Annotated in this window: 19 protein-coding genes; 15 read left to right on the forward strand and 4 right to left on the reverse strand. The window is 68.5% G+C overall.

All coding sequences use genetic code 11. The annotated features are described in order from the left end of the window. Positions 1 to 108 precede the first annotated feature (108 nt). Positions 109 to 759 (forward strand): superoxide dismutase family protein, encoded by a 651-nt coding sequence (locus ABD156_RS04415; protein ID WP_344266833.1) that lies wholly within the window; start codon positions 109 to 111, stop codon positions 757 to 759. Positions 760 to 899: 140 nt separating this feature from the next. Next, entirely contained in the window at positions 900 to 2,348 is a 1,449-nt protein-coding gene (gene mptB, locus ABD156_RS04420; RefSeq protein ID WP_344266836.1) for a polyprenol phosphomannose-dependent alpha 1,6 mannosyltransferase MptB, read from the forward strand. On the opposite strand, the gene ABD156_RS04425 is transcribed toward mptB, so the two are convergent. Then, positions 2,345 to 2,824 (reverse strand): VOC family protein, encoded by a 480-nt coding sequence (locus ABD156_RS04425; protein WP_344266839.1) that lies wholly within the window; start codon positions 2,822 to 2,824, stop codon positions 2,345 to 2,347. The two genes, mptB and ABD156_RS04425, sit on opposite strands and share 4 nt — an antisense overlap. Before the next feature lie 51 nt (positions 2,825 to 2,875). Between ABD156_RS04425 and ABD156_RS04430 the strand changes: the two genes are divergently transcribed. The 5 genes from ABD156_RS04430 (at position 2,876) to ABD156_RS04450 (ending at position 7,068) form a co-directional block, all read left to right on the forward strand. Continuing rightward, positions 2,876 to 3,523 carry a TetR/AcrR family transcriptional regulator gene (locus tag ABD156_RS04430; protein ID WP_344266842.1) on the forward strand — a complete coding sequence of 216 codons (648 nt, stop codon included), beginning with the start codon at positions 2,876 to 2,878 and terminating at the stop codon, positions 3,521 to 3,523. Positions 3,524 to 3,532: 9 nt separating this feature from the next. Beyond that, complete coding sequence (locus ABD156_RS04435; protein ID WP_344266845.1) at positions 3,533 to 4,210, forward strand: haloacid dehalogenase type II; 678 nt, start codon at positions 3,533 to 3,535, stop codon at positions 4,208 to 4,210. 26 nt (positions 4,211 to 4,236) lie between these two features. After that, positions 4,237 to 5,787 (forward strand): hypothetical protein, encoded by a 1,551-nt coding sequence (locus tag ABD156_RS04440; protein ID WP_344266848.1) that lies wholly within the window; start codon positions 4,237 to 4,239, stop codon positions 5,785 to 5,787. A gap of 79 nt (positions 5,788 to 5,866) precedes the next feature. Continuing rightward, entirely contained in the window at positions 5,867 to 6,481 is a 615-nt protein-coding gene (locus ABD156_RS04445) for a ClpP family protease (protein ID WP_344266851.1), read from the forward strand. Further along, on the forward strand, positions 6,478 to 7,068 hold the full coding sequence (locus ABD156_RS04450; RefSeq protein ID WP_344266854.1) for a ClpP family protease: 591 nt from the start codon (positions 6,478 to 6,480) through the stop codon (positions 7,066 to 7,068). The genes ABD156_RS04445 and ABD156_RS04450 overlap by 4 nt, the downstream gene beginning before the upstream one ends. Positions 7,069 to 7,118: 50 nt before the next feature. On the opposite strand, the gene ABD156_RS04455 is transcribed toward ABD156_RS04450, so the two are convergent. Together ABD156_RS04455 and ABD156_RS04460 are read right to left on the reverse strand one after the other, a co-directional pair. Continuing rightward, on the reverse strand, positions 7,119 to 7,466 hold the full coding sequence (locus tag ABD156_RS04455) for a helix-turn-helix domain-containing protein (protein ID WP_344266855.1): 348 nt from the start codon (positions 7,464 to 7,466) through the stop codon (positions 7,119 to 7,121). Between the two features lie 66 nt (positions 7,467 to 7,532). Further along, positions 7,533 to 8,393, reverse strand: a complete 861-nt coding sequence (locus ABD156_RS04460; RefSeq protein ID WP_344266858.1) for a hypothetical protein — start codon at positions 8,391 to 8,393, stop codon at positions 7,533 to 7,535. 129 nt (positions 8,394 to 8,522) lie between these two features. Here ABD156_RS04460 and ABD156_RS04465 point away from each other — a divergent pair, with 129 nt between their 5' ends. From ABD156_RS04465 to ABD156_RS04480, 4 genes are all read left to right on the forward strand, one after another. Then, positions 8,523 to 9,857: a pyridoxal phosphate-dependent decarboxylase family protein gene (locus ABD156_RS04465; protein ID WP_344266861.1), complete on the forward strand. Its 1,335-nt coding sequence runs from the start codon at positions 8,523 to 8,525 to the stop codon at positions 9,855 to 9,857. A 60-nt stretch (positions 9,858 to 9,917) separates the two neighbouring features. Further along, positions 9,918 to 11,378 (forward strand): MFS transporter, encoded by a 1,461-nt coding sequence (locus tag ABD156_RS04470; RefSeq protein ID WP_344266864.1) that lies wholly within the window; start codon positions 9,918 to 9,920, stop codon positions 11,376 to 11,378. 1,438 nt (positions 11,379 to 12,816) lie between these two features. Continuing rightward, positions 12,817 to 13,995 (forward strand): MFS transporter, encoded by a 1,179-nt coding sequence (locus tag ABD156_RS04475; RefSeq protein ID WP_344266867.1) that lies wholly within the window; start codon positions 12,817 to 12,819, stop codon positions 13,993 to 13,995. Between the two features lie 14 nt (positions 13,996 to 14,009). Next, positions 14,010 to 14,831 carry an aldo/keto reductase gene (locus tag ABD156_RS04480; protein WP_344266871.1) on the forward strand — a complete coding sequence of 274 codons (822 nt, stop codon included), beginning with the start codon at positions 14,010 to 14,012 and terminating at the stop codon, positions 14,829 to 14,831. A 561-nt stretch (positions 14,832 to 15,392) separates the two neighbouring features. Here ABD156_RS04480 and ABD156_RS04485 read toward each other — a convergent pair. Continuing rightward, a complete protein-coding gene (locus ABD156_RS04485) occupies positions 15,393 to 15,977 on the reverse strand; it encodes a dihydrofolate reductase family protein (RefSeq protein ID WP_344266874.1) in 585 nt (194 codons plus the stop codon). Between the two features lie 71 nt (positions 15,978 to 16,048). Between ABD156_RS04485 and ABD156_RS04490 the strand changes: the two genes are divergently transcribed. From ABD156_RS04490 to ABD156_RS04505, 4 genes are all read left to right on the forward strand, one after another. Continuing rightward, complete coding sequence (locus tag ABD156_RS04490) at positions 16,049 to 16,618, forward strand: TetR/AcrR family transcriptional regulator (protein WP_344266877.1); 570 nt, start codon at positions 16,049 to 16,051, stop codon at positions 16,616 to 16,618. Positions 16,619 to 16,694: 76 nt separating this feature from the next. Beyond that, entirely contained in the window at positions 16,695 to 18,725 is a 2,031-nt protein-coding gene (gene efeU / locus ABD156_RS04495; RefSeq protein WP_344266880.1) for an iron uptake transporter permease EfeU, read from the forward strand. Between the two features lie 19 nt (positions 18,726 to 18,744). After that, positions 18,745 to 19,977 carry a Dyp-type peroxidase gene (locus ABD156_RS04500; RefSeq protein WP_344266883.1) on the forward strand — a complete coding sequence of 411 codons (1,233 nt, stop codon included), beginning with the start codon at positions 18,745 to 18,747 and terminating at the stop codon, positions 19,975 to 19,977. Positions 19,978 to 20,019: 42 nt separating this feature from the next. Next, positions 20,020 to 20,424, forward strand: coding sequence for a MerR family transcriptional regulator (locus ABD156_RS04505; RefSeq protein ID WP_344266886.1), 405 nt, complete (start codon positions 20,020 to 20,022; stop codon positions 20,422 to 20,424). Positions 20,425 to 20,496 lie beyond the last annotated feature (72 nt).

A 20,496-nucleotide genomic window follows, 5' to 3' on the forward strand; every position in this document is an offset into this window, starting at 1 on the left:
TTCCGCCGCGTGCCGGACCCGGTTAGTTCCATCTGGCCCCTGGCCACGGGGAAGGCGAGGCCCGATTCTGGAGCGGTCATAGATCACCAGTGCCCTCAGGGAGATACCGTGCGCAGAAATAAGTGGGTGGCAGGCGCGTTGGGTGCCTGCGCACTGGTCATTGGCGTCGCGCCAGCGGCCGGCAGCCAGATCGGCCAGCAGTCGCCGGAGACGTCGCGGCAGCCGGCCGGTGCGGCTTACCGCGACGGCGACTCCGCCTCCGCCACGTTGAAGGACGCCAAGGGCAACGACGTCGGCTCCGCGTGGTTCACCGCCGACAGCCGTTCGAAAGCCGTCTGGGTCGAGGTGTACCTCACCGGGCATTTCGCGCCTGGTTTCCATGGCATGCACGTCCACGAAAAGGGAAACTGCACTGTCGGCGACCCGAAAAACCCGTTCACCGCGGCGGGCGGGCACCTGATGCCGATGGACCACCACACCGGACTGCCGATCGGGCAGCTTCCGTCGGTGCTCGTGCGGTCCAACGGCCGCGGGTACACGAAGTTCCTGCTGGACACCTTCACCTTGGACCAGTTGTTCGGTCCGGACGGGACCTCGATCATCGTGCACTCGAAGTCCGACAATTTCGCGAACATTCCCGCCGACCGGTACGCCGTCCGCAACGACCCCAGCGCACCGGTGCCGGACGAGAAAACCAAGGCGACCGGCGACGCCGGCTCCCGCTACGCCTGCGGCGTGATCGGCCGCGACCAAAACTGACCCCTCAGTCCTTTGTGGACTCCGGCTGTGTGTGGTCCGTGAAGGGCTCCTTGAGGGAATCTGATTCCCTCAAGGAGCCCTTCACGGACCGAAAGACCCCGTGGCTACTACGATCGCCGCATGTCGTGCGCAGGTCTTCGATGAGTAGTCAGCCGGTCACGCTCTCGCGGCCCGTGCGGTTCTTCAGTTTCGCGTCCGCGGCAAGCCTGCGCTGGACCGGTTTCGGCGGGGTGCTGCTGCTGGCTGTGGCGGTGTACGCCGGGGCCGCCGGGATGTCCGGGGTGCTGCCCTTCGCGGGCGGGATCGCAGGGGTCGGGCTGGTCGTGCTCGCGTGGGCGCTGCTCGGCGGGTGCGTTCTGGCCTCGGAAACTCCCGGCACAGGATGGCTGAAGCGGACGCTCGCGTTGTGGTGCGGGCCGTTGCTCGTCGTGCCGCCGTTGTTCAGCGGGGATGTCTTCAGCTATCTCGCGCAGGGTGCGGTGGCCGCGCACGGGTTCGACCTCAATGTCGTCGGTCCGCAGCAGGCGCTGGGGCCGGCGTCGGACATCGTCGGCCGCGTCAGCGTTTACTGGCGCGAGACGCCGTCGCCGTACGGGCCGTTGTTCGGTGCGGTCGAGCGGGTCATCGCGCAGGTGTCCGGCGGGAATCCGATCGTCGGCGTCGCGTTGCACCGGCTTGTCGAGGTGGCCGGGCTCGTGCTGATCGCGTGGGCGGTGCCGCGGCTGGCGGCCGCGGCGGGAGCGTCGCCGAGGGTCGCGTTGTGGCTGGGCGTGCTGAACCCGCTGGTTCTGTGGCACGTGGTCGCCGGGATGCACAACGACGCCCTCATGGTCGGCCTGATGGTCGCGGGCGTGGCGATCGCGCTGGAAGCGGTGGGCGACCGGATCCGCTGGTGGCCGCTCGCCGGCGGGGTGCTGCTGATCGCGCTCGGCGCCGAGGTGAAGGTGCCCGCGCTGGTCGCGCTGGCCGCGGTCGGGACGGCGCTCGCCCGCCGCCGCGGCCGGATCGGCGAATTCCTGCTCGCCGGCGCGGCGATGGTCGTCGTCTTCGTGGCGGTGTCCGCGGCGGTGTCGCTGGCGACCGGGATCGGCTTCGGTTGGGTGTCGGCGCTGACGACCTCGGGGGAGGTCAACAGCTGGATGGCGCCCACGAACTGGTTCGGCTTCCTCGTCGGCGGCATCGGCTCGCTGTTCGGCGCGCACATCACGCAGACGATGATCGGCGTCGGCAAGATCATCGGCTACGTGCTCACCGCGGCCGGGATCGTCGTGGTGCTGCAACGTCAGTGGACCGGCCGGATCGACGCGGTCCGCTCGCTCGGGCTGATGCTGAGCGTGGTCGTGATTTTCGGGCCGGTCGTGCAGCCGTGGTACCTGCTGTGGGCGGCGATTCCGCTTGCCGCGTCGGTGCCCGCCGGACGCGTGCGGTCCGTGCTGATCACGCTCGTCGCGGTGTTCTCTCTCGCGCTTCCGCCGGTCGGCGGCAATTTCAGCGGACGCGTCGGGCTGCTGGTTCTCGCGTACGTGATCGGGCTCGCGGTGGTGGTCGCGGCGTTCTTCGGGCTGCGGAAATTGTCCACAGTGGACTAATGCTGGGCCAGCCAGACCTGTTCGGCGGCCCGGGCGGATGCGATCGCGTCGTCGACCACCAGCGGCGTCGCCGGGTCGAGCGTGGTGTGGGATTCGGTGGTGTAGAAGCGGACCTCGTGGCCGTCCGGGTCATGCAGGCCGGGCAGGATCCAGCCGAGGGTGGCGAAGTGGACGCCCGCGTGCTGCTCGCCGCGGCGGGTGAGCTCGTCGGCGAGTTCGGCGATGCCGGCGCGGTCCGGGACGGCGATGGAGAAGTAGTCGAACCCGGCGGCGGCTCGGGCCAGGTCCGGGTTGAGCACGAGGCCGAGGTCCGGTCCGCCGCGCGGATGCGTCATGGTGACGCCGGTCCGGCGGCCGTCCTGGCGGAATTCGAGGGCGACCGCGTAGCCGAGGCGGTCGGCGTACCAGGCTGCCGAGCGGTCCAGGTCGGCCACCGGCAGCTTCAGGTGATGCACTCCGTCGAGGGTGGGAATCATCGTCGACCTCCACTGATGCAGTGAGACTGCAATGCAGTTATGCTGCATCTGATGAAACACCAGGTCAAGCCCGATGCCAGAGCTGAGTTCGGCGCGGCTCGCATCGCGCGGACCGAGGCGCTTGTCGTCGCCGCGGCGCAGGAGCTGTTTCTGGAACACGGCTACGCGGCCACCGCGCTGACGCAGGTCGCGCGCCGGGCCGGGGTCGCGCCGAGGACCGTGTACGTCCGATTCGGCACTAAGGCGGCGTTGTTCCGGCGGGTGATCGACGAAGCGCTCGTCGGCGACGCGGAACCGGTCGACGTCGCGCACCGGCCTCGGGCACAGGACGCGATGACTGCCGGAACCCTCACCGAACGGCTGGACGCGCTTGCCGACCTCACGGTAGGAATCGCGGACCGCGCGGGAGCCTTGCTTGAAGTGGCGGCGCAAGCCGAGGGCGCGGAACCGGAGATCGCCGAGGCAGCACAGTCCGGGCGGCGGGAGACGGCGCGGCTGTGTAAGGAATTCTGGTCCTGCGCGGCGCGTGACGGCCTTCTTGTGTCCACTATGGACATTGAACAACTGGCGAGCACCACGGACGCCTTGCTGTGCGCGGACACGATGGTGCATCTGCGTCGCGTCCATGGCTGGGCCGCGGCGGAATACGGACGCTGGCTGCGAACGGCGTTGGTTGCCCTGTGCGGGACGTCCGGATAGGTTGCGATCATGGACATCGATGTGCTCGTGTTCGACGTGCTCGGCACACTCGTCGACGAACCGGCCGGAATCCGGGCGGGGATCCGGAAATTCGCGCCGTCGCTCGCTGCCGCGGAGGTCGAAGAGCTGCTTTCGGTGTGGCAGAAGCACGTTGAGCAGGAGCAGGGCCGCATCGTCGCCGGGGAACGGCCGTACGCCGCGAGCGACGTCATCGACCGGGAAGCTGCGCAAGCCGTCGCGGATGCGGTCGGTACTGGCGACGCGGCCGAGTTGGCGTTCGCGGCGCGGCAACTGGCGCCGTGGCCGGACACGGTGGACGGGCTCGCTCGTCTCGCTGAACGATTCCCGCTGGTCGGCCTCTCCAACGCCAGCCGCACCGTGCTGCTCGACCTGTGCGCGAATGCCGGGCTGCGTTGGCACACCGTGCTGTCGGCCGAGGACGCTCGCACCTACAAGCCGGCTCCAGACGTCTACCGGCTCGCCGTCGACGTCGCCGGACGTGCGCCGGAACGGCTGCTGATGGTCGCCGCGCACGCCTGGGACCTGCGCGGGGCGCAGCAGGCAGGCTTCCGGACTGCGTACGTCGGCCGTCCAGTCGGCGATCCGCCAGGCCCTGCCGACCGTTTCGACCTCCAGGCAGACGGACTCGCAGACCTTGCCGACCAGTTGGAGCGCGGTCGCGGCTGATCTTCGGACCAGGCATGATCTCGGGCGTGACTGCGCCCCGGGTGACCGATCTCCGCGACTTCGAACGCCGTCTGGTCGAGTCGGCCCGGGAAGGCGAACTGCTCGGCGCCGCCCAGATCGACGTCGCCGACCTGGCCGAAACCGAAAGCCCGGACCACCTCGTGCGCGCGGAGGTGCTGCGGGACGTGCTGCTCGGCAGGCACGGCGACCTCGACCCGCGCGGGATCATGCTGGCCCGCGCCCGCATCACCGGCGAACTGAACCTCGACGGCGCCACCGCGACCGCCGGCCTGATGCTGGTCGCGTGCGTCTTCGACCAGCCAGTGCTCGCCCGCCAGGCGACGTTGCCGCACCTGTACCTGATCGGCGGGCGGATGCCGGGCCTGCACGGGTCCCGGGTGCGGATCGCGGGCGACCTGCACCTGTCCGGCGGCGTGCGGATCACCGGGAACAACTCCGACGGCGCGATCCGGCTGATCGGCGCGCGCATCGGCGGCAGCCTGCTGTGCCGGGACGCGGAAATCTCCAATCCGGACGGGCTCGCGCTGGAGGCGAGTTCGGCGGAGCTGGGCAGCGGCCTGTACCTGCACCAGGGAACGCGGATCACCGGTTCGTCGACCGACGGCGCGATCCACCTCAACGGCGCGTGCATCGGCGGTCCGCTGGAGTGTCAAAGCATCAAGGTCTCCAACGACATCGGACCGGCCATCGAGGCCGACACCCTGACAGTCGGCCGCAGCATGCTGATCCGGGACTCGGAGCTGAGCGGCAACGGCGACATCGGCGCGGTGCGGTTGCAGGGCGCGCAGATCGGCGGGCAGCTCGAATTCTCCGCGACCACACGCGTGACGTCGCCGGAAGGACGTCTGCTCGGACTTTCCGACGCGAAGGCCACGACGGTGTTCATGCCGGCCGACCTCGTGTGTCCCGACGGGAGCACCGGCGCCGACTGCGATCATTCCGAACTGGCGTGGCTGGACGGATTCACTTACGCGGCAATCGATCCGTCCTTCGGCTGGCGACGGTGGCTGCATTTGCTTCGCTGCCACACCGAGTATTACGACGCCACCGGGTACCAAAAGCTGGCGGCGGTCGAACGAACCGCGGGCCACGACGGCAACGCGCGCACCATCCTGATCGCCCAGCAGGACGATCTGCGCCGCCGTTCGCCGGACGCTCTCGGCGGGCGGATGTCGCGGCTGTTCCACTGGATCTGGGGCGCGCTGGCCGGATACGGCTACCGCGCGCGACGTACCGCGGCGGCTTTGCTGCTCGCGCTGGTGGCCGCCGGGGTGCTCGGATTATGGGCTGGGACAACGGAAACCCGGCCCGGCCATCACGCGGCCGAGCGGGTCGCGAGCGGTGCCGCGTGTTCGCCGGTGGAGCTGATCGGCCTGGGACTCGACCGGGGTCTGCCGATCGCGCCGACCGGTCTGCGGAGCAAATGCGACCTCGACACGGCGAGCGTCGCCGGTCAGGCGTTCACCGCGGCGATCTGGGGTGTGCAGGTCGCGGTGTGGGGCCTGGCGACGCTGGCGCTGGCCGGGTATACGAACCTGGTCCGCAAAACCGGCTGACTTTCCACGCTGCTCACAGCAGATCTGCCGTGGGCAGCGAAGGCGGACGCGGCCGGGTCCTCGGCGGCACAGTCGAGGCATGACCAACGAATCGACTCCGCCGATGTTCGACCAGCGGCTCCGGGAACGGTTCCTGAGCCAGCGGGTCTTGGTACTGGACGGCGTGCTCGACGACGACAACGGGACGGTCCTCGCGACCCAGATGCTGTCGCTGGCCGGCGAAGACCCGGTCAAGGACATCGCGTTGTGGATCCACTCGCCCGGCGGTTCGGTCCCGTCGATGCTCGCGATCCGCGACGTGATGCGGCTGGTGCCGTGCGACGTGTCGACGCTCGCGCTCGGGCTGGCGTGCAGCGCCGGGCAGTTCCTGCTGTCCGCGGGCACCCCCGGGAAGCGATTCGCCCTGCCGCACGCGCGAATCCTGATGCACCAAGGGTCGTCGGGAATCGGCGGCTCGGCCGTGGAGGTCGAGGTACAGGCCGACGACCTGCGCTACACCCGCGACACCGTGCTGGGCCTCATCGCGCAGGACACCGGACAGCCGTTCGACCGCATTTTCGCCGATTCCCTGCACGACCGCTGGTACACCGCCGGACAAGCGCAGGACTACGGCTTCATCGACCAGATCGTCGACCGCCTGGAGCAGGTCGTGCCGGTGCGCACGCACGCGATGGGCCTGGGGGTACGCGCATGAGCACCTACACCATCCCGAACGTCGTGACCCGCAGCCCCGGCGGCGAGCGGATCATGGACGTCTACTCGCACCTGCTGTCCGAACGGATCGTCTACCTGGGCACGGCGATCGACTCAGGCGTCGCGAACGCGTTGATCGCGCAGCTGCTGTTCCTGGAGTCGGACAACCCGGAGCAGGAAATCAACCTGTACATCAATTCCGAAGGCGGCGACCCGGCCGCGATGCTCGCGCTGTACGACACGATGCGCTTCATCAAGGCCCCGGTGGCGACGACCTGCGTCGGCCAAGCTGTCGCGACCGGCGCGGTGCTGTTGGCGGCCGGTGCGGAGGGCCGGCGATCGGTGCTGCCGCACGCGCGGGTGGTGTTGCATCAGCCCGCCGCGCAGGGACGCGGGACGATCCCGGACCTGATCCTGCAGGCGGACGAGGTGGTCCGGGTCCGGACGCAACTGGAGGAGATCACGTCCCGCCACACCGGCCACGACGTCGCGGAATTGCGGCACGACACCGACCGGGACCGAGTGTTCGACGCGGCGGGCGCGGTGGAGTACGGACTGGCGGATCAGGTGATCGCAGCTCGTCCGTAAGGCGGAGTTCGCAGGCCGGCCTGGGGTTCCGGCCTGCGGCTTCCGTCGTTTCAGGCAGCCATCAGCACCGGCCCGGCCGGACGGCGCGCCGGGCGCGGTCCCACCACGCTGATCCGCCGGATGTCCCCGGCGATCCCGCTCAGCAGCCCGGCCAGATTCACCCCGAGCGCCCCGGTCACCGCGGCGATCATCTCGCTCGACGGTTCCTTCCGGCCGCGCTCGATCTCGGACAGGTACTGCGGCGAGATCCCGGCCCGCTCGGCGACGTCGACGAGCCGCTCGCCCTGGGTCTCCCGCTCGGCACGGAGACTGCGGCCGAGCACCTCGCGCCACAACGGTTCGGCCTCGTCGTCCCGGACGGGGGCGCGGCGCTGGTGGAAGGGAAGGATGTCCGCCATAGGCCCAGCCTGGCATCCGCCGGGGCCGGAGGGACAGCCGTTCCGCTCAGGGCAGAACGCCGGCCGTCACCCGGCGAGCTGGTTGCTGAGCATGATCATGCCGAGGACCAGCGCGATCGCCGATACCGCGATGCCGACCGCGGACACTGGTTTCGCCGTGCGCCGTCCGATGACGCCGACGAGTCCGCAGGCCAGCCCGGCCAGTCCGAAGGGGAGCGCGAGGTAGGCACGGATGCCGGTCAGGTCGATCGGCAGCAGGGGGAGTACGCAGCCGAGGATGCCGAGTATGAGTGCTGCGACGCCAAGCCAGACGCCGTTCGCGGGCGCGGGCCCGGGGTGGGCTGGCGGGTAGGGGGAGTAGCCCGGGTATTGCTGCGGGTTCGGTTGGGCGGGCCAGGGTTGTGGTTGCGGGGTTGGTGGGTGTGCTTGGCCGGGCATTGGCGTGGACCAGGTTTGCGGTTGTGCGGCTTGCGGTTGCGCTGGGTCGGGCGTCGGCGTGGACCAGGCTTGCGGTTGTTCGGTCGGCGGTTGCGGGGTTGGCGGTTGTGCCGGGCCGGATATCGGTGTGGACCAGGCTTGCGGTTGCGCGGCTTGCGGTTGCGCCGGGCTGGGTGTCGGCGTGGACCAGACCTGCGGTTGTTCGGTCGGTGGCAGCGCGGCCTGCGATTGCGCCGGGCCGGGCGTCGCCACGGACCAGGCCTGTGGCTGTGCGGTCGGCTGTTGCGCGGTCTCCGGTTCCGCCGAGCCGGACATCGGCGCGGCCGAGACCTGCGGCATCGGTTCCTGCGCGGCCCCACCGGTCGGTATCGGCTGCCGCGGCGACCCCGCCAGCGCTCCCCTCGCGTCCCCCGAATCCGGCGCACCCGCGGACGACGCAGATTCCCCCGTCCCCGGCGGAGCGGGTTCGGACGCCGGGCCATCGGTCATGGGAAAGCTCCTCACCGCGCGAAAGAACCGTCGCCACACCTTAGATCGCCAGCGCGAGAAGCCCAATCCGCTGCCCGCGGGTCGATAGGGTGCCCGAGAGGCAGCAACCAGCGACCGACGAGGTGACGCATGGACCGGCGCGAACTGATCGATCAGGCTCTCCGCGGCGTCGAGGCCTGGGAACGCAAATGGGGTCCTTTCACCCCGTCCCCGGCAAGCCGGCCAGACGTCGATCTCCCCGCGCTGCTCGACGCCTACGCCGCCCGGATGGACGCGTCCTTCCCCTTCTTCCACCCCCGCTACGCAGGCCAGATGCTGAAACCGCCGCATCCGGTCGCGGTCGCCGCCTACCTCGCCGCGATGGTGGTCAACCCGAACAACCACGCACTCGACGCCTCGCAGGCCACCTCGCCGATGGAGGTCGAGGTCATCGCGGACCTGGCGCGGATGTTCGGGTTCGCGCCACCGTCGCTCGGCCACCTCACCTCCAGCGGGACGATCGCGAATCTCGAAGCCCTCTGGGTCGCCCGCGAACTGGCCCCGGGCAAAGCGGTCGTCCATTCGGGGGACGCGCACTACACGCACGGCCGCATGTGCCAGGTGCTCGGCGTGGAATCCCGTGCGGTGCGGGCACTTCCAGACGGGCGCGTTGACCTGTCAGCGGTCGAAGCCGAAGTCCGCGGCGGCGGGGTAGGCACGGTCGTGCTGACTCCAGGAACGACCGGGCTCGGGGCGGTCGACGACATCCAGCAAGCCCTTGCGCTGAAAGAACGGTACGGCGTCCGCCTGCATGTCGACGGTGCGTACGGCGGGTTCTACACCTTGCTGGACGAGTACGAGGCCTACCGCGCGATCGGCTCGTGCGATTCCGTCGTCGTCGACCCGCACAAACACGGCCTCCAGCCATACGGATGCGGGGCGGTGCTGTTCGCCGACCCGGCAGTCGGCCGGTTCTACAAACACGATTCTCCCTATACCTACTTCACTTCCGATGAGCTGCACCTCGGCGAGATTTCCCTGGAATGCTCCCGCGCGGGTGCCGCCGCTGGCGCGCTTTGGCTTACCCTGCAAGCCTTTCCGCTGGAACGCGACCGCGGCCTCGGACGATTTCTGGCCGCCTGCCGTCGAGCAGCGAACGATTTCGCTGCTCGCCTCAAGGAATCCGACCGATTCGCATTGCATCTCGAGCCCACTTTGGACATTGTCGCCTACTGGCCCCGGCGGACCCGGATGAGCGAGATCACCGACGCGGCCAACACCATCCTCCAAAACGGCATGGCCGACAAGGAAAACCCGCTGTATCTGTCCACTTTGCGCGTCGACGCGGACGCTTTCGCCGCCCTGCACCCGGACGTCGAACGCGACGCCGAGACTGTCACGATCCTCCGCTCGGTGTTGATGAAGCCGGAGCACGAGGCGTGGATTCCGCAGCTCAAGCAAGCGCTCGACCGGTTGGCGGAGTGAGTCCCGGACAGCGGGACTGACCCGCTCAATCCGGACGGACCGCCGGTTACATCGGTGCGCATGGCTGAGGAACCGCGCACCGCAGAGCGGTCGACCTGGTATTACGTGGCGATCGTCGTGGCGATCGCACTCCTGACCGAGAACGCCAACTTCGAGTTCACCCTGGTGGGGGTGGGCCTGCCCGACATCGCCGCCGCCTTCGGCACCGACCAGGTGGCGCTGGTGATGACCGTCGTGTTCGTCGCGTCGCTCGTGTTCCTCCCGATCGCCGGGAAACTCGCCGACGCGCACGGCAAGAAGAAAGTCCTCCTGGCCGCGGCCATCATGTTCGGCGCTGGGTCGCTGATCTGCGCGCTGGCACCGGTGTATTGGCTGTTCCTCACCGGACGCGTGCTCCAGTCCGCTTTCGTCGTCGCGTACGTCGCCGGTTACGGCCTCATCCGCGACCTGTTCCCGCCAAGGCTGGTACCGCTCGGCGTCGGCGCCCTCGGTGTCGGCACCGGCGTCGCCGCATTCGGCGGTCCGCTTCTAGGCGGGTATTTGGTCGACGCCTACGGGTTCCGCAGCGCTTTCTGGTTCACACTCGGCTATGACGTCATCGTCTCGACGCTAGTCCTGCTCGTCGTCCCCGAAACGCGGGTGCGAATCAAACGCCACATCGACGTCGCCGGCGGCTTGCTCCTCGGCGGCGGAATGGCGGTACTCGTGCTCGGTTTGGTTGAAAAACACTACCTCGGTTACGCCGTAGCGCTTTCCGCGGTTCTGCTGGTGCTTTTCGTGATTGTCGAAAGCCGCCGCGCCGAACCGCTAATCGATCTCGCGCTGGTGTCCCAACCCAAGGTATGGCTGACACTGCTTGCTTCAGGTACCGCCATTTTCGTCACCACCGCCAACAGTTCCGTGCTCATCCCGCAGCTGCTCCGGACGCCGCACGTAGCCGGCGTCGCCGAGCACGGTCGAGGCATGACCGCCTTGGAATACGGCGTGAGCTACGGCCTGCCCTTCGGCCTAGTAGGAGCGGCTGCAGGTTACGCCGCTGGGTGGACGTGCCGGAGATTCGCGCCGAGAACCGCTTTGCTCACTTCGATTATCGGCACGCTCGGGGGAGTGGTGCTGATCCTTTTCGGACAGTTGAACGGGCCGGTCCTGATCGTGGTGATCGCCGCGCTCATGGGCATCGGACTCGGATTTCTCTATGCTGGGGCGAATAATCTCGTCATCGAAGCCGTGCCCGCGGAAGCGCAAGGCGTCACGACTTCATTGCTGTACACCGCACTCGGCGTAATGAACACACTCGGCACGGCCATCGTCGGCTCAATCACGGCAGCGAACCAGGTCCGTCTCAGTTCCGGTGCGTCGATCACCAGCGATGCCGGATATCAGACGGCGTACTTCGTACTACTCGGCGTAGGAGTTCTCGCCCTCCTGCTGACTCTCCTAATGCGACACGGCCGAACTCCCGCCACCGGCGGAACGGCGACCGTGAAAACGGCCAACCCGCGGACGGTTTCGTCCTCCTGACGGGAGTCCTTCGCGCCTGTCTGCTACACCCAGGCATGATTCTGTGAGTCCACAGTGGACTAATGCCGCCACGCCGCTCGCCATCGCCATACAACGACCCCCGCAACGGTGGGGAGGAGGCCATCAGGATCCATCCGACTGAATCCGGCGGGCGATATCCCGCGGACTGAATCCAGCAAGCGACATATGGGAGATTGTATACAAAGGTCGACATCCCGCCGACGAGGATTCAGCCAGCAGGATGCGGTCGGCTGGATCTCGCCGACTGGCCCGGGGAGGTCGAACTTCGACGGCAGAACTATGCAGACTGTTGTGCCGACTGAGCTCGGGCGACCGAACTGTGCCGCCCGGATCTCGCCGCCTGGACTCGGCTGATCGAACCGTGTCGCCGGGTCTCGCTGGCTGAGCTTGAGTGACCGAGTTGCGCCGACCGAGGCGCGCGGACCGGGCCCGGCCGACGAACTGCCCCGACCGGGCCGAGCTGACCGACAAGCTGCGCGGGCCGAGCTGGCCGACGAACTGCCTCGACCGGGCCGGGCTGGCCGACGAGTTGCGCCGACCGGGTCGAGCTGGCCGGCGAACTGTGCCGGCCGGGCCCGGCCGGCACATTGCGCCGACTAGTACGCCGACCGAACTGTGCCGACCGGGCCAGCCGGCCGAACTCCGCCGACTGGACTGGGGTCGGCCGAACTGGTGTGACTAGTGCGCCGACCGGTCTGCGCCCGACCGGTCTGCGTCGGCCGATGTCCCGACTGGGACTGGTCGCCCGAACTCCGCCGACTGAACTGTGCCGATGGGTGTTCGCGGATCGGGTCGGGTGTGCCGGGTTGCCGGGATCTTGTCGGCCGGATCGGGTCGGGTGAGCTGTGCCGCCGGGATCTCTCCGGCTGGATGGGTCAGCTGAACCTACGCCGAAAGGTCCTCGCTGGCCGAGTCGAGTCGGTTGAACTGTGCCGACTGAACTGTGCCGGCGGGATCTTCCACAGTCCCGCCAGCTGCGGTGCCCGGGGGAGCCGCGCGGATCCCGCCGATTGGATCCCGTCGACCGGTATACCTGCGGCGCGGCGTCCTGGAGACCGTCGACTCAATCCCGTTCACCTGTCGACCCGCTGCGGGTATCCCGGTCGATTGCATACCGTCGACCCGTCTTCTGGTGGCCGCCGATGGGTCCCGTGGAGAGCGAACCTCGCGACTACCGCCGCGCGGTGGTGGCTGAACGGTGGTGGCTGAAGCGGCCGCTTCCCGTCCCGCGCGGACCCGTCTGGTCTCTGCCTTAAGCCGCTCGCAGCCCCTGCCTAAGCCGCTCGCAACTGTGACCCTCATCAACAACACGCGCAAACAACAAGCCGCGTATGCAACTATTGCCGAAGCCGACAAGAAGCATCGGCACGCAGAGCACCCATCAAGACCGAGACAGAAACCAAGGAGACGCGGGCTCATGCCATTAGCACTGGTAGCGCTGGCCATCGGGGCCTTCGGGATCGGCACCACCGAGTTCGTGATCATGGGGCTTCTCCCCGAGATCGCCGCGGACTTCGGCGTTTCCATCCCGTCCGCGGGCCTGCTGGTGACGGGGTACGCGCTCGGGGTCGTCGCGGGTGCGCCGGTGATGACCATTCTCGGCACGAAGATCAACCGCAAGACGATGCTCATGCTGCTCATGGGCCTGTTCATCGCCGGGAACCTGCTGTCGGCGGTCGCGCCGGCGTTCGGGGTCATGCTCGCGGGGCGGATTGTCGCCTCGCTGGCGCACGGGGCGTTCTTCGGGATCGGCTCGGTCGTCGCCGCTGAATTGGTCGCGCCGGACAAGCGTGCCGGGGCGATCGCGATCATGTTCACCGGGCTCACGGTCGCCAACATCGTCGGCGTGCCGCTCGGGACGTTTGTCGGGCAGGCGGTCGGCTGGCGGGTCACCTTCGGGATCGTTGCGGCGCTTGGCGTTGTCGGACTGGCGGGCGTCGCGAAGCTGGTACCGGATCTGCCTCGGCCGGAAGGGGCGCATCTGCGCAAGGAACTGGCCGCGTTCCGGAACGTTCAGGTTGTCCTCGCGATGGCCATGACGGTCCTCGGCTTCGGCGGTGTCTTCGCCGCGATCACCTACATCGCCCCGATGATGACCGAGATCGCCGGGTACTCCGCGGGCGCGGTGACGTGGCTGCTGGTGCTGTTCGGCATCGGCATGTTCCTCGGCAACTTGACCGGCGGCCGGTTCGCCGACCGCAAGCTCATGCCGATGCTGTACGTCAGCCTCGGCGGCCTCGCGATCGTCCTGGCGCTTTTCACCGTCACGGCACACAACAAAATCCTCGCCGCGGCAACGATTTTGCTGATCGGCGCGCTCGGATTCGCCACGGTCCCGCCGCTGCAGAAGCGCGTTCTCGACCAGGCGCATGGCGCGCCGACGCTCGCCTCTGTCGTCAACATCGGCGCCTTCAACCTCGGCAACGCACTGTCCGCGTGGCTCGGCGGCGTCGTGATTTCCGCCGGATTCGGTTACACCGCCCCGAACTGGGTCGGGGCCGCGCTCGCCGCTTCCGCGCTCGGTCTCGCGATCTGGTCGGCCGCCCTCGATCGCCGTCCGCGCGTCGCGGTGGCCGAACCCCTTGTCCAGCAGTGAGAAAGGCAATTCCCATGACTGTCCCCGACATCCGCCTCAACAACGGCGTCGAAATCCCGCAGCTCGGCTTCGGCGTCTTCCAGGTCCCGGACGACCAGACCGCCGCCGCGGTGACCAGCGCACTTGAAGCCGGCTACCGCAGCATCGACACCGCCGCGATCTACGGCAACGAGGCCGGCGTCGGCCGCGCCATCGCCGAGTCCGGCATCTCGCGCGAGGACCTCTTCGTCACCACCAAACTGTGGAACGACGACCAGGGCTACGACTCCACCCTCCGCGCCTTCGACGCCAGCCTCGCCAAACTCGGTCTCGACCACGTCGACCTGTACCTGATCCACTGGCCGACGCCCGCCCGCGACCGCTACCTCGACACCTGGCGCGCACTGGAACACCTCGCCAAGGACGGCCGGATCCGCGCCGCCGGCGTGTCCAACTTCCAGCCCGCGCACCTGCGCCGCCTGCTCGACAACAGCGACCTCGTCCCCGCGGTCAACCAGATCGAGCTGCACCCCGGCCTCCAGCAGGCGGAACTGCGCGCCTTCCACGCCGAGCACGGCATCGCGACCGAAGCGTGGAGCCCGCTTGCCCAGGGTGCCGTCCTGACCGATCCGGCGATCACCGAGATCGCCGCGCGCACCGGGAAATCCGCGGCGCAGGTGGTGCTGCGCTGGCACCTGCAGCTGGGCAACATCGTGATTCCGAAGTCCGTGACGCCCGCCCGGATCCGGCAGAACCTCGAGGTGTTCGACTTCGAGCTGACCGACGCCGACCTCGCCGCGATCGCCGCCGCGGACCGCGGCCTGCGGACTGGTCCGGACCCGGATCAGCTCAACTGACTGAGCGTTGCGGGGCAACGAAAACGGGGTCGCTGAGAGCCAGTACGGCTCCCGGCGACCACGTGCGTTCGGAGGCCGCGAGCGAGTTGAGAACCCGCACGATTGGCAGCGAGGTTGTCTGAACCGGCGAAGGCTCGGGGAAGCCCGCTTGGTTCTTGGCGGGCGGGTGTGCTCGGGGTGCCGGGAACCGATTGAGGATCCGTCCGGCGGTTGGCGGGGTTGCTGGTTGTCGTGAGGATTCCGGGGAGTTGGCGGGTTTCTTGGCGGCGCGGCAGTCGGTTGAGGATCTGCCCGACGGTCAGCGTGGTTGCCGGAAGCGGCGAGAGTTCGGGGGAACCAGTGCGGCTTGGCGACCAGGTGTCCCGGGACACCCGGAACGGCTAACGACCTGCGCGACAGTGAGCAAGCATTGCCGGAGAAGTCAGCGGGCGCATGATTCCTCCGGCTGCCGCGGTTTTCTCAGGACATCGGACCTCCCCTTCCTGCCGTACGGCTCATCCGGTCCGCTGGCGTGTGCGGCGAGCCGGTTCGAGCATTGGCAGTGTTGTCGCGAGCGCTTGTCTAGCTCCGCACAAGGCGCGTCGCCGTGACCCCATTCGGGAAAACCGTTCGCTCTGCTACCGAGAACACCGTCGGATCGAACCTGCCGTCCACCATCGGGATGCCCGCGCCGGCGACTACCGGGTAGCTCTTCAGCACGATTTCGTCGATCTCCTCCAGCAACGCCCCGGCCAGGGTGCCTCCGCCGCAGAGCCAGATGTCTTTGCCGGTTTCCTCCTTCTTCAGGTCTCTCACCAGGCCGACCGGGTCGCCGGGGACAACCGTCACTGCTGGGTCTAGGTCCGGTTTCAGGGTGCTCGACACGACGTACTGCCGCAGGTGCGCGTACGGACTGGGGACGCTCGGATCGAGCTGGTGCGTCGCGCGGCCCATCAGCACCGTGTCGAATCTGCGGTTCGGGGCGCCCTCGACACCGGCCATGGCGCGGAAGGCGGTCGGGACGGTTTCCGGGTACAGCGAGTTCATGAATCCCATGTAGGCGGCGGTCTGCTCAGCATCGCCCGCCGGGAAGAAGTCGAACTCGTCTCCGGGGCCGGCGATGCGGCCGTCGAGGGTGACTGCGATGTAGTACACGAGCTTTCGCATCTAGTAACTCCGTCTGTAGTACTCTGGTTGAAGTGGTTTGAACCGTACAACTACAACTGGAGTGGTGTCAAATGGTGCGGAGGAACGACCAGCGGCGGGCCGCGCTCGTCGACGGGGCGATCGAGGTCTTGGCGCGGGAGGGGGCGCGCGGGCTGACGTTCCGGGCGGTCGACGCGGAGGCCGGCGTGCCCGCGGGGACGGCGTCGAACTACTTCGCCAATCGCGACGAGCTCTTCACGCAGGCTGGGGCCCGGGTGTACGAGCGGCTGCAGCCGGAGGACGACTCGCTTCCGCCGGGTCTGGAGGACCGGGAGTCGTACGCGCAGTTGATGCGCGAGCTGGTCGGCCGGATCGCGGCGTTTCGCACGGGGTATCTCGCGTTGCTGGAACTCCGGCTCGAGGCGACTCGACGGCCGGAGTTGCGCCGGGTGCTGACGGAGCGCGTCCGCGACGATGTCGAGGGGAATGTCGCCTACCACCTGGCATCCGGGCTCCCGGGCGACGCGACGGCGGTCAAGCTGCTGATTCTCGCGTTGAACTGGCTGATCGTCGAACAGCTGACGTTGCCGGACGTTTTCTCCGAAGCGGAACGCGAGGAATTGATCACCGAGGCGGTCAAACGCATCATCGGCCCCGAATAAGGACTATTCGGGAGGAAGAGAACCGTTTCGCGGCCCGCTCTCGACCGGTAATTTAGGTTTGCCTATCGTAATCTGCGTGCAGTGGGCAGACGCGGTTCCGAACCTGATGATCGGCTTGCGCGAAGGGCTGGAAGCAGGCCTCGTGGTGAGCATCCTGCTGGCCGCGTTGCGCAAGATGCGGCCGGAAAACGGCGCGGAAGGCGCGGTCTCCACGGCTCCGGTCTGGCTGGGCGTATTGGGCGCGGTGACCGTCGCGGGCAGTTTCGCCACAATTCTCACCTTTTCCACCGATGTCCTTTCTTCCCGGGCGCAGCAGATCGTCGGCGGCTCGTTGAGCGTGCTCGCGGTATTCCTCGTCACCGGCATGGTGTTTTGGATGCGCCGGACCGCGATGGGGCTTTCCGCGCAATTGCGCGGCGAGGTCGAACGCGCGGTGGCGATCGGCGCGGGCGCGCTGACGCTCACCGCGTTCCTGGCCGTCGGTCGCGAGGGCCTGGAGACCACGCTATTCCTCTGGACGGCGGTGAAAGCGTCCGGCACCACGGTCGCGCCGCTGACCGGAGCGGCGCTCGGGCTCGGCATCGCGATCCTGCTGTGCTGGCTGCTCTACCGCCGCGCGGTAAAACTCAACCTCGGCGTTTTCTTCAGCCGCACCGCTTTCGTGCTGATCGTCATCGCGGCCGGCGTCCTCTCCTACGGCCTCGGCGACCTGCAGGACGGGGGAGTGCTGCCCGGTCAGAGCTGGGTCGCCTTCGACCTCACCGGCACGCTCGACCCGAACTCGTGGTGGGTCTCGCTGATCAGCGGCGTCACCGAGCTGACGCCCCGGATGACCGTGCTGCAGGTGACGGCCTGGCTCTGCTACCTCGCCGTCGTGATCCCGCTGTTCGTCAAAGCCGGTCGACAGCCGGTCGAGCGAAAGCCGGAGAGCGAAACCGCGCCTGCCGGGAATTGGGAACGGCTCGCGGGCAAGCACACCGTGGTCGTCGCGGGCGCGCTGGTGCTGGTTCCGGTCGCGGTGGCCGCGGTGGTGATCGCCGCGCTTCCCCCGGCCGCAACCGGGTCCACGGTTTCGGTGGGCGAGCACGACTGCGCCCCGGAATGGAAGTCCGCGCAGGCCGGGGCGCAAAGCATCACCGTGACCAACAAGACCGCGAAGGCGGGCGAGATCCGGCTCGACGACAGCAGCGGCGGGATCGTCGCGGAGATCGAGACGATCGGCCCGGCCACGAGCGCCACGATGTCGGCGACGCTGGCCGACGGGTCCTACACCTTCCACTGCCTGATGTCCGGCCAGGCCACCACCGCGTCGGCTCCAGTGCAGGTCAGCGGCGGTGCCGCCAGCGACGGTCCGGCACCGGTCAAGCCGGTCACCACCGAAGATCTCGCCGGACCGAATCAGAAATATCTCGGTTACGCCGCCCAGCAGCTCGCCGCGGTGTCGACCGCGGTGGGCACGGTCCGCGCGGATCTCGCCGCGAATAACGCCGAGGCAGCGAAGAAAGATTGGCTCACCGCGCAGCTCTCGTGGGAGCGCGTCGGCGCGTCCTACAACAGCTTCGGCGACGCGGGCACAGCGGTCGACGGTCTGCCCAACGGCTTGCCCGCAGGCGCGGCCGATCCTGGCTTCACCGGATTGCACCGCTTGGAGTACGGCTTGTGGCACGGACAATCTCCGGCGTCGCTCGCTCCGATAGCCGACCAGCTCACCCAAGATCTCGCGGCCCTGCGCGGAAAACTTGCCACCGACGACGTCGCGGGCGATCCCACGAAGCTGCCGATCCGCGCGCACGAAATCCTCGAAGACGCGATCCGCGACCATCTGTCCGGAATGGACGATCAAGGCAGCGGAACCGCTTACACCGCAACAGATGCCGACATCGACGTCACCCGCACCGACCTGGCCGAGCTGACCCCGCTGCTCAACGAGCGCGCCCCGAACCTGGTCCAGACGGCCGCGCGGCAGCTCACCACGCTGCACGAAGCGCTGGCCAACCACGCGCCCAGCACCCTCGCCCAGCGTCAGGCGGTGAACGGCGCGGCCGGAGCTGTCGTCGAGACGTTGTCCGCGGTGCCCACCCTGCTCGAAGTTCCTCCGAGCCACTGATCGGCTGGTGAATCCCGAAGTGACGAACGTCAATCGCCGCAACTTCCTCAAAGGCGCGGCCGCCGGCGCGGCAGGCACCGCGCTCACCGGAGGCGTGCTGATCGGCGGCGCCCAGGCCGACGAACGCTCCGCCGGCGCGGCACCGGCCCCGGCGACCGAGCACCCGTTCCATGGCACGAACCAGTCTGGCGTGCTCACCCCGGCGCCGGCGGAAAAACAAGCTTCCGCGGCCTTCGTGGCATTCGACCTGCTCAGCGGATCGAAGACGGACCTGATCGCGCTCCTGCACACCCTCACCGACCGGGCCCGATTCCTCACCACCGGCGGAACGCCGCCGAACCTGGGCGTCGGAAGGCCGCCGTCGGACAGCGAGGTGCTCGGCCCGTCCGTCCTCGCCGACGGCCTCACCGTCACGGTTTCGTTTGGTGCCAGCCTTTTCGACCGTGTCGGCCTCGGCGCGCGCAAGCCGAAAAACCTGACCCCGATGAAAATCTTCCCGGACGACGCGCCGGAAGCCGCCTGGATGCACGGGGATCTGCTGATCCAGCTGTGCGCCAACAACCCGGACACGGTGCACCACGCGCTCCGCGACCTCGCCCGGCACACCCGCGGCGCGATGCAGTTGCGGTGGAAGATGCACGGCTACAACCCGCCGCCGCGGCCGTCCGGCGCGGGCCGGAATCTGCTGGGGTTCAAGGACGGCACGGCGAATCCGGTCGGCGGCGAGGCGAACGGGCTCGTGTGGGTCGACGACCCGGCCGAGCCCGCGTGGGCGCGCGGCGGCAGCTATCAGGTGGTGCGGCTGATCCGGATGCTGGTCGAGTTCTGGGACCGGGTGTCGATCAACGAGCAGGAGAAGATGTTCGGCCGCCGCCGCGATTCGGGCGCTCCGCTGGACGGCAACGCCGAGACCGACAACCCGAACTACTCCGCCGACCCCAAGGGCGCGGTGATTCCGCTGACCTCGCACATCCGGAAGGCCAACCCGCGCACGCCCGCCACCGACAACCAGCGCCTGGTCCGCCGCTCCTACAACTACGACCTCGGCGTGGACGCGAACGGAGAACTCCAGGCCGGGCACGTGTTCGTCTGCTACCAGCAGGACGTGCGGCGGCAGTTCGAGACGGTGCAGCAGCGGCTGGCCGGCGAGCCGCTGGTGGACTACGTGCAGCCGTTCGGCGGCGGATACTTCTTCACGCTGCCGGGCGTCCGCGACGGGAGCGACTGGTACGCCAGCGGACTGTTTGGTTAGGCTAACCTTGCTTTTGGTCGCCCGAGTGCGGTGCAATGGGGCATGGACCTGTACTCGATCGGCGAGGTGTCGGCGCGCTTCGACGTGCCGGTTTCGACGCTGCACTACTGGGAGAGCTGCGGCCTGATCGAGCCGCGCCGCCGCTCCGGCTGGCGGTTCTACGACCAGGACCAGCTCTACCGGATCGCGCTGATCCGTACCTGGCGGGAAACCGGGCTCCTGAGCCTCGACGACATCGCCGTGCTGCTCGGGAGCCGCGACCGGTCCGGCGACTGGCGGGGGACGGTCACGGCTCGGATCGAGGCGATCCGGCAGGAGGTGACGCGGCTGCTCGACGCGCAGGCGTACCTGCAGCACCTCATGTCGTGCAGCCATGACGGCGCGCTGGACGAGTGTCCCAGCTTCCGTGCCGGGGTCGATCTGCCGGTCGCGAAGGCGGCCAAGTAGCCGCAGCGGAGCGCCCCAATGGGGATTTTTCATCCTGTTGGTGCTGGTCAGGTGGGATTGACGGTGGCGGGG

This window comes from Amycolatopsis albidoflavus, assembly GCF_039525725.1.
Lineage (GTDB): Bacteria > Actinomycetota > Actinomycetes > Mycobacteriales > Pseudonocardiaceae > Amycolatopsis > Amycolatopsis albidoflava.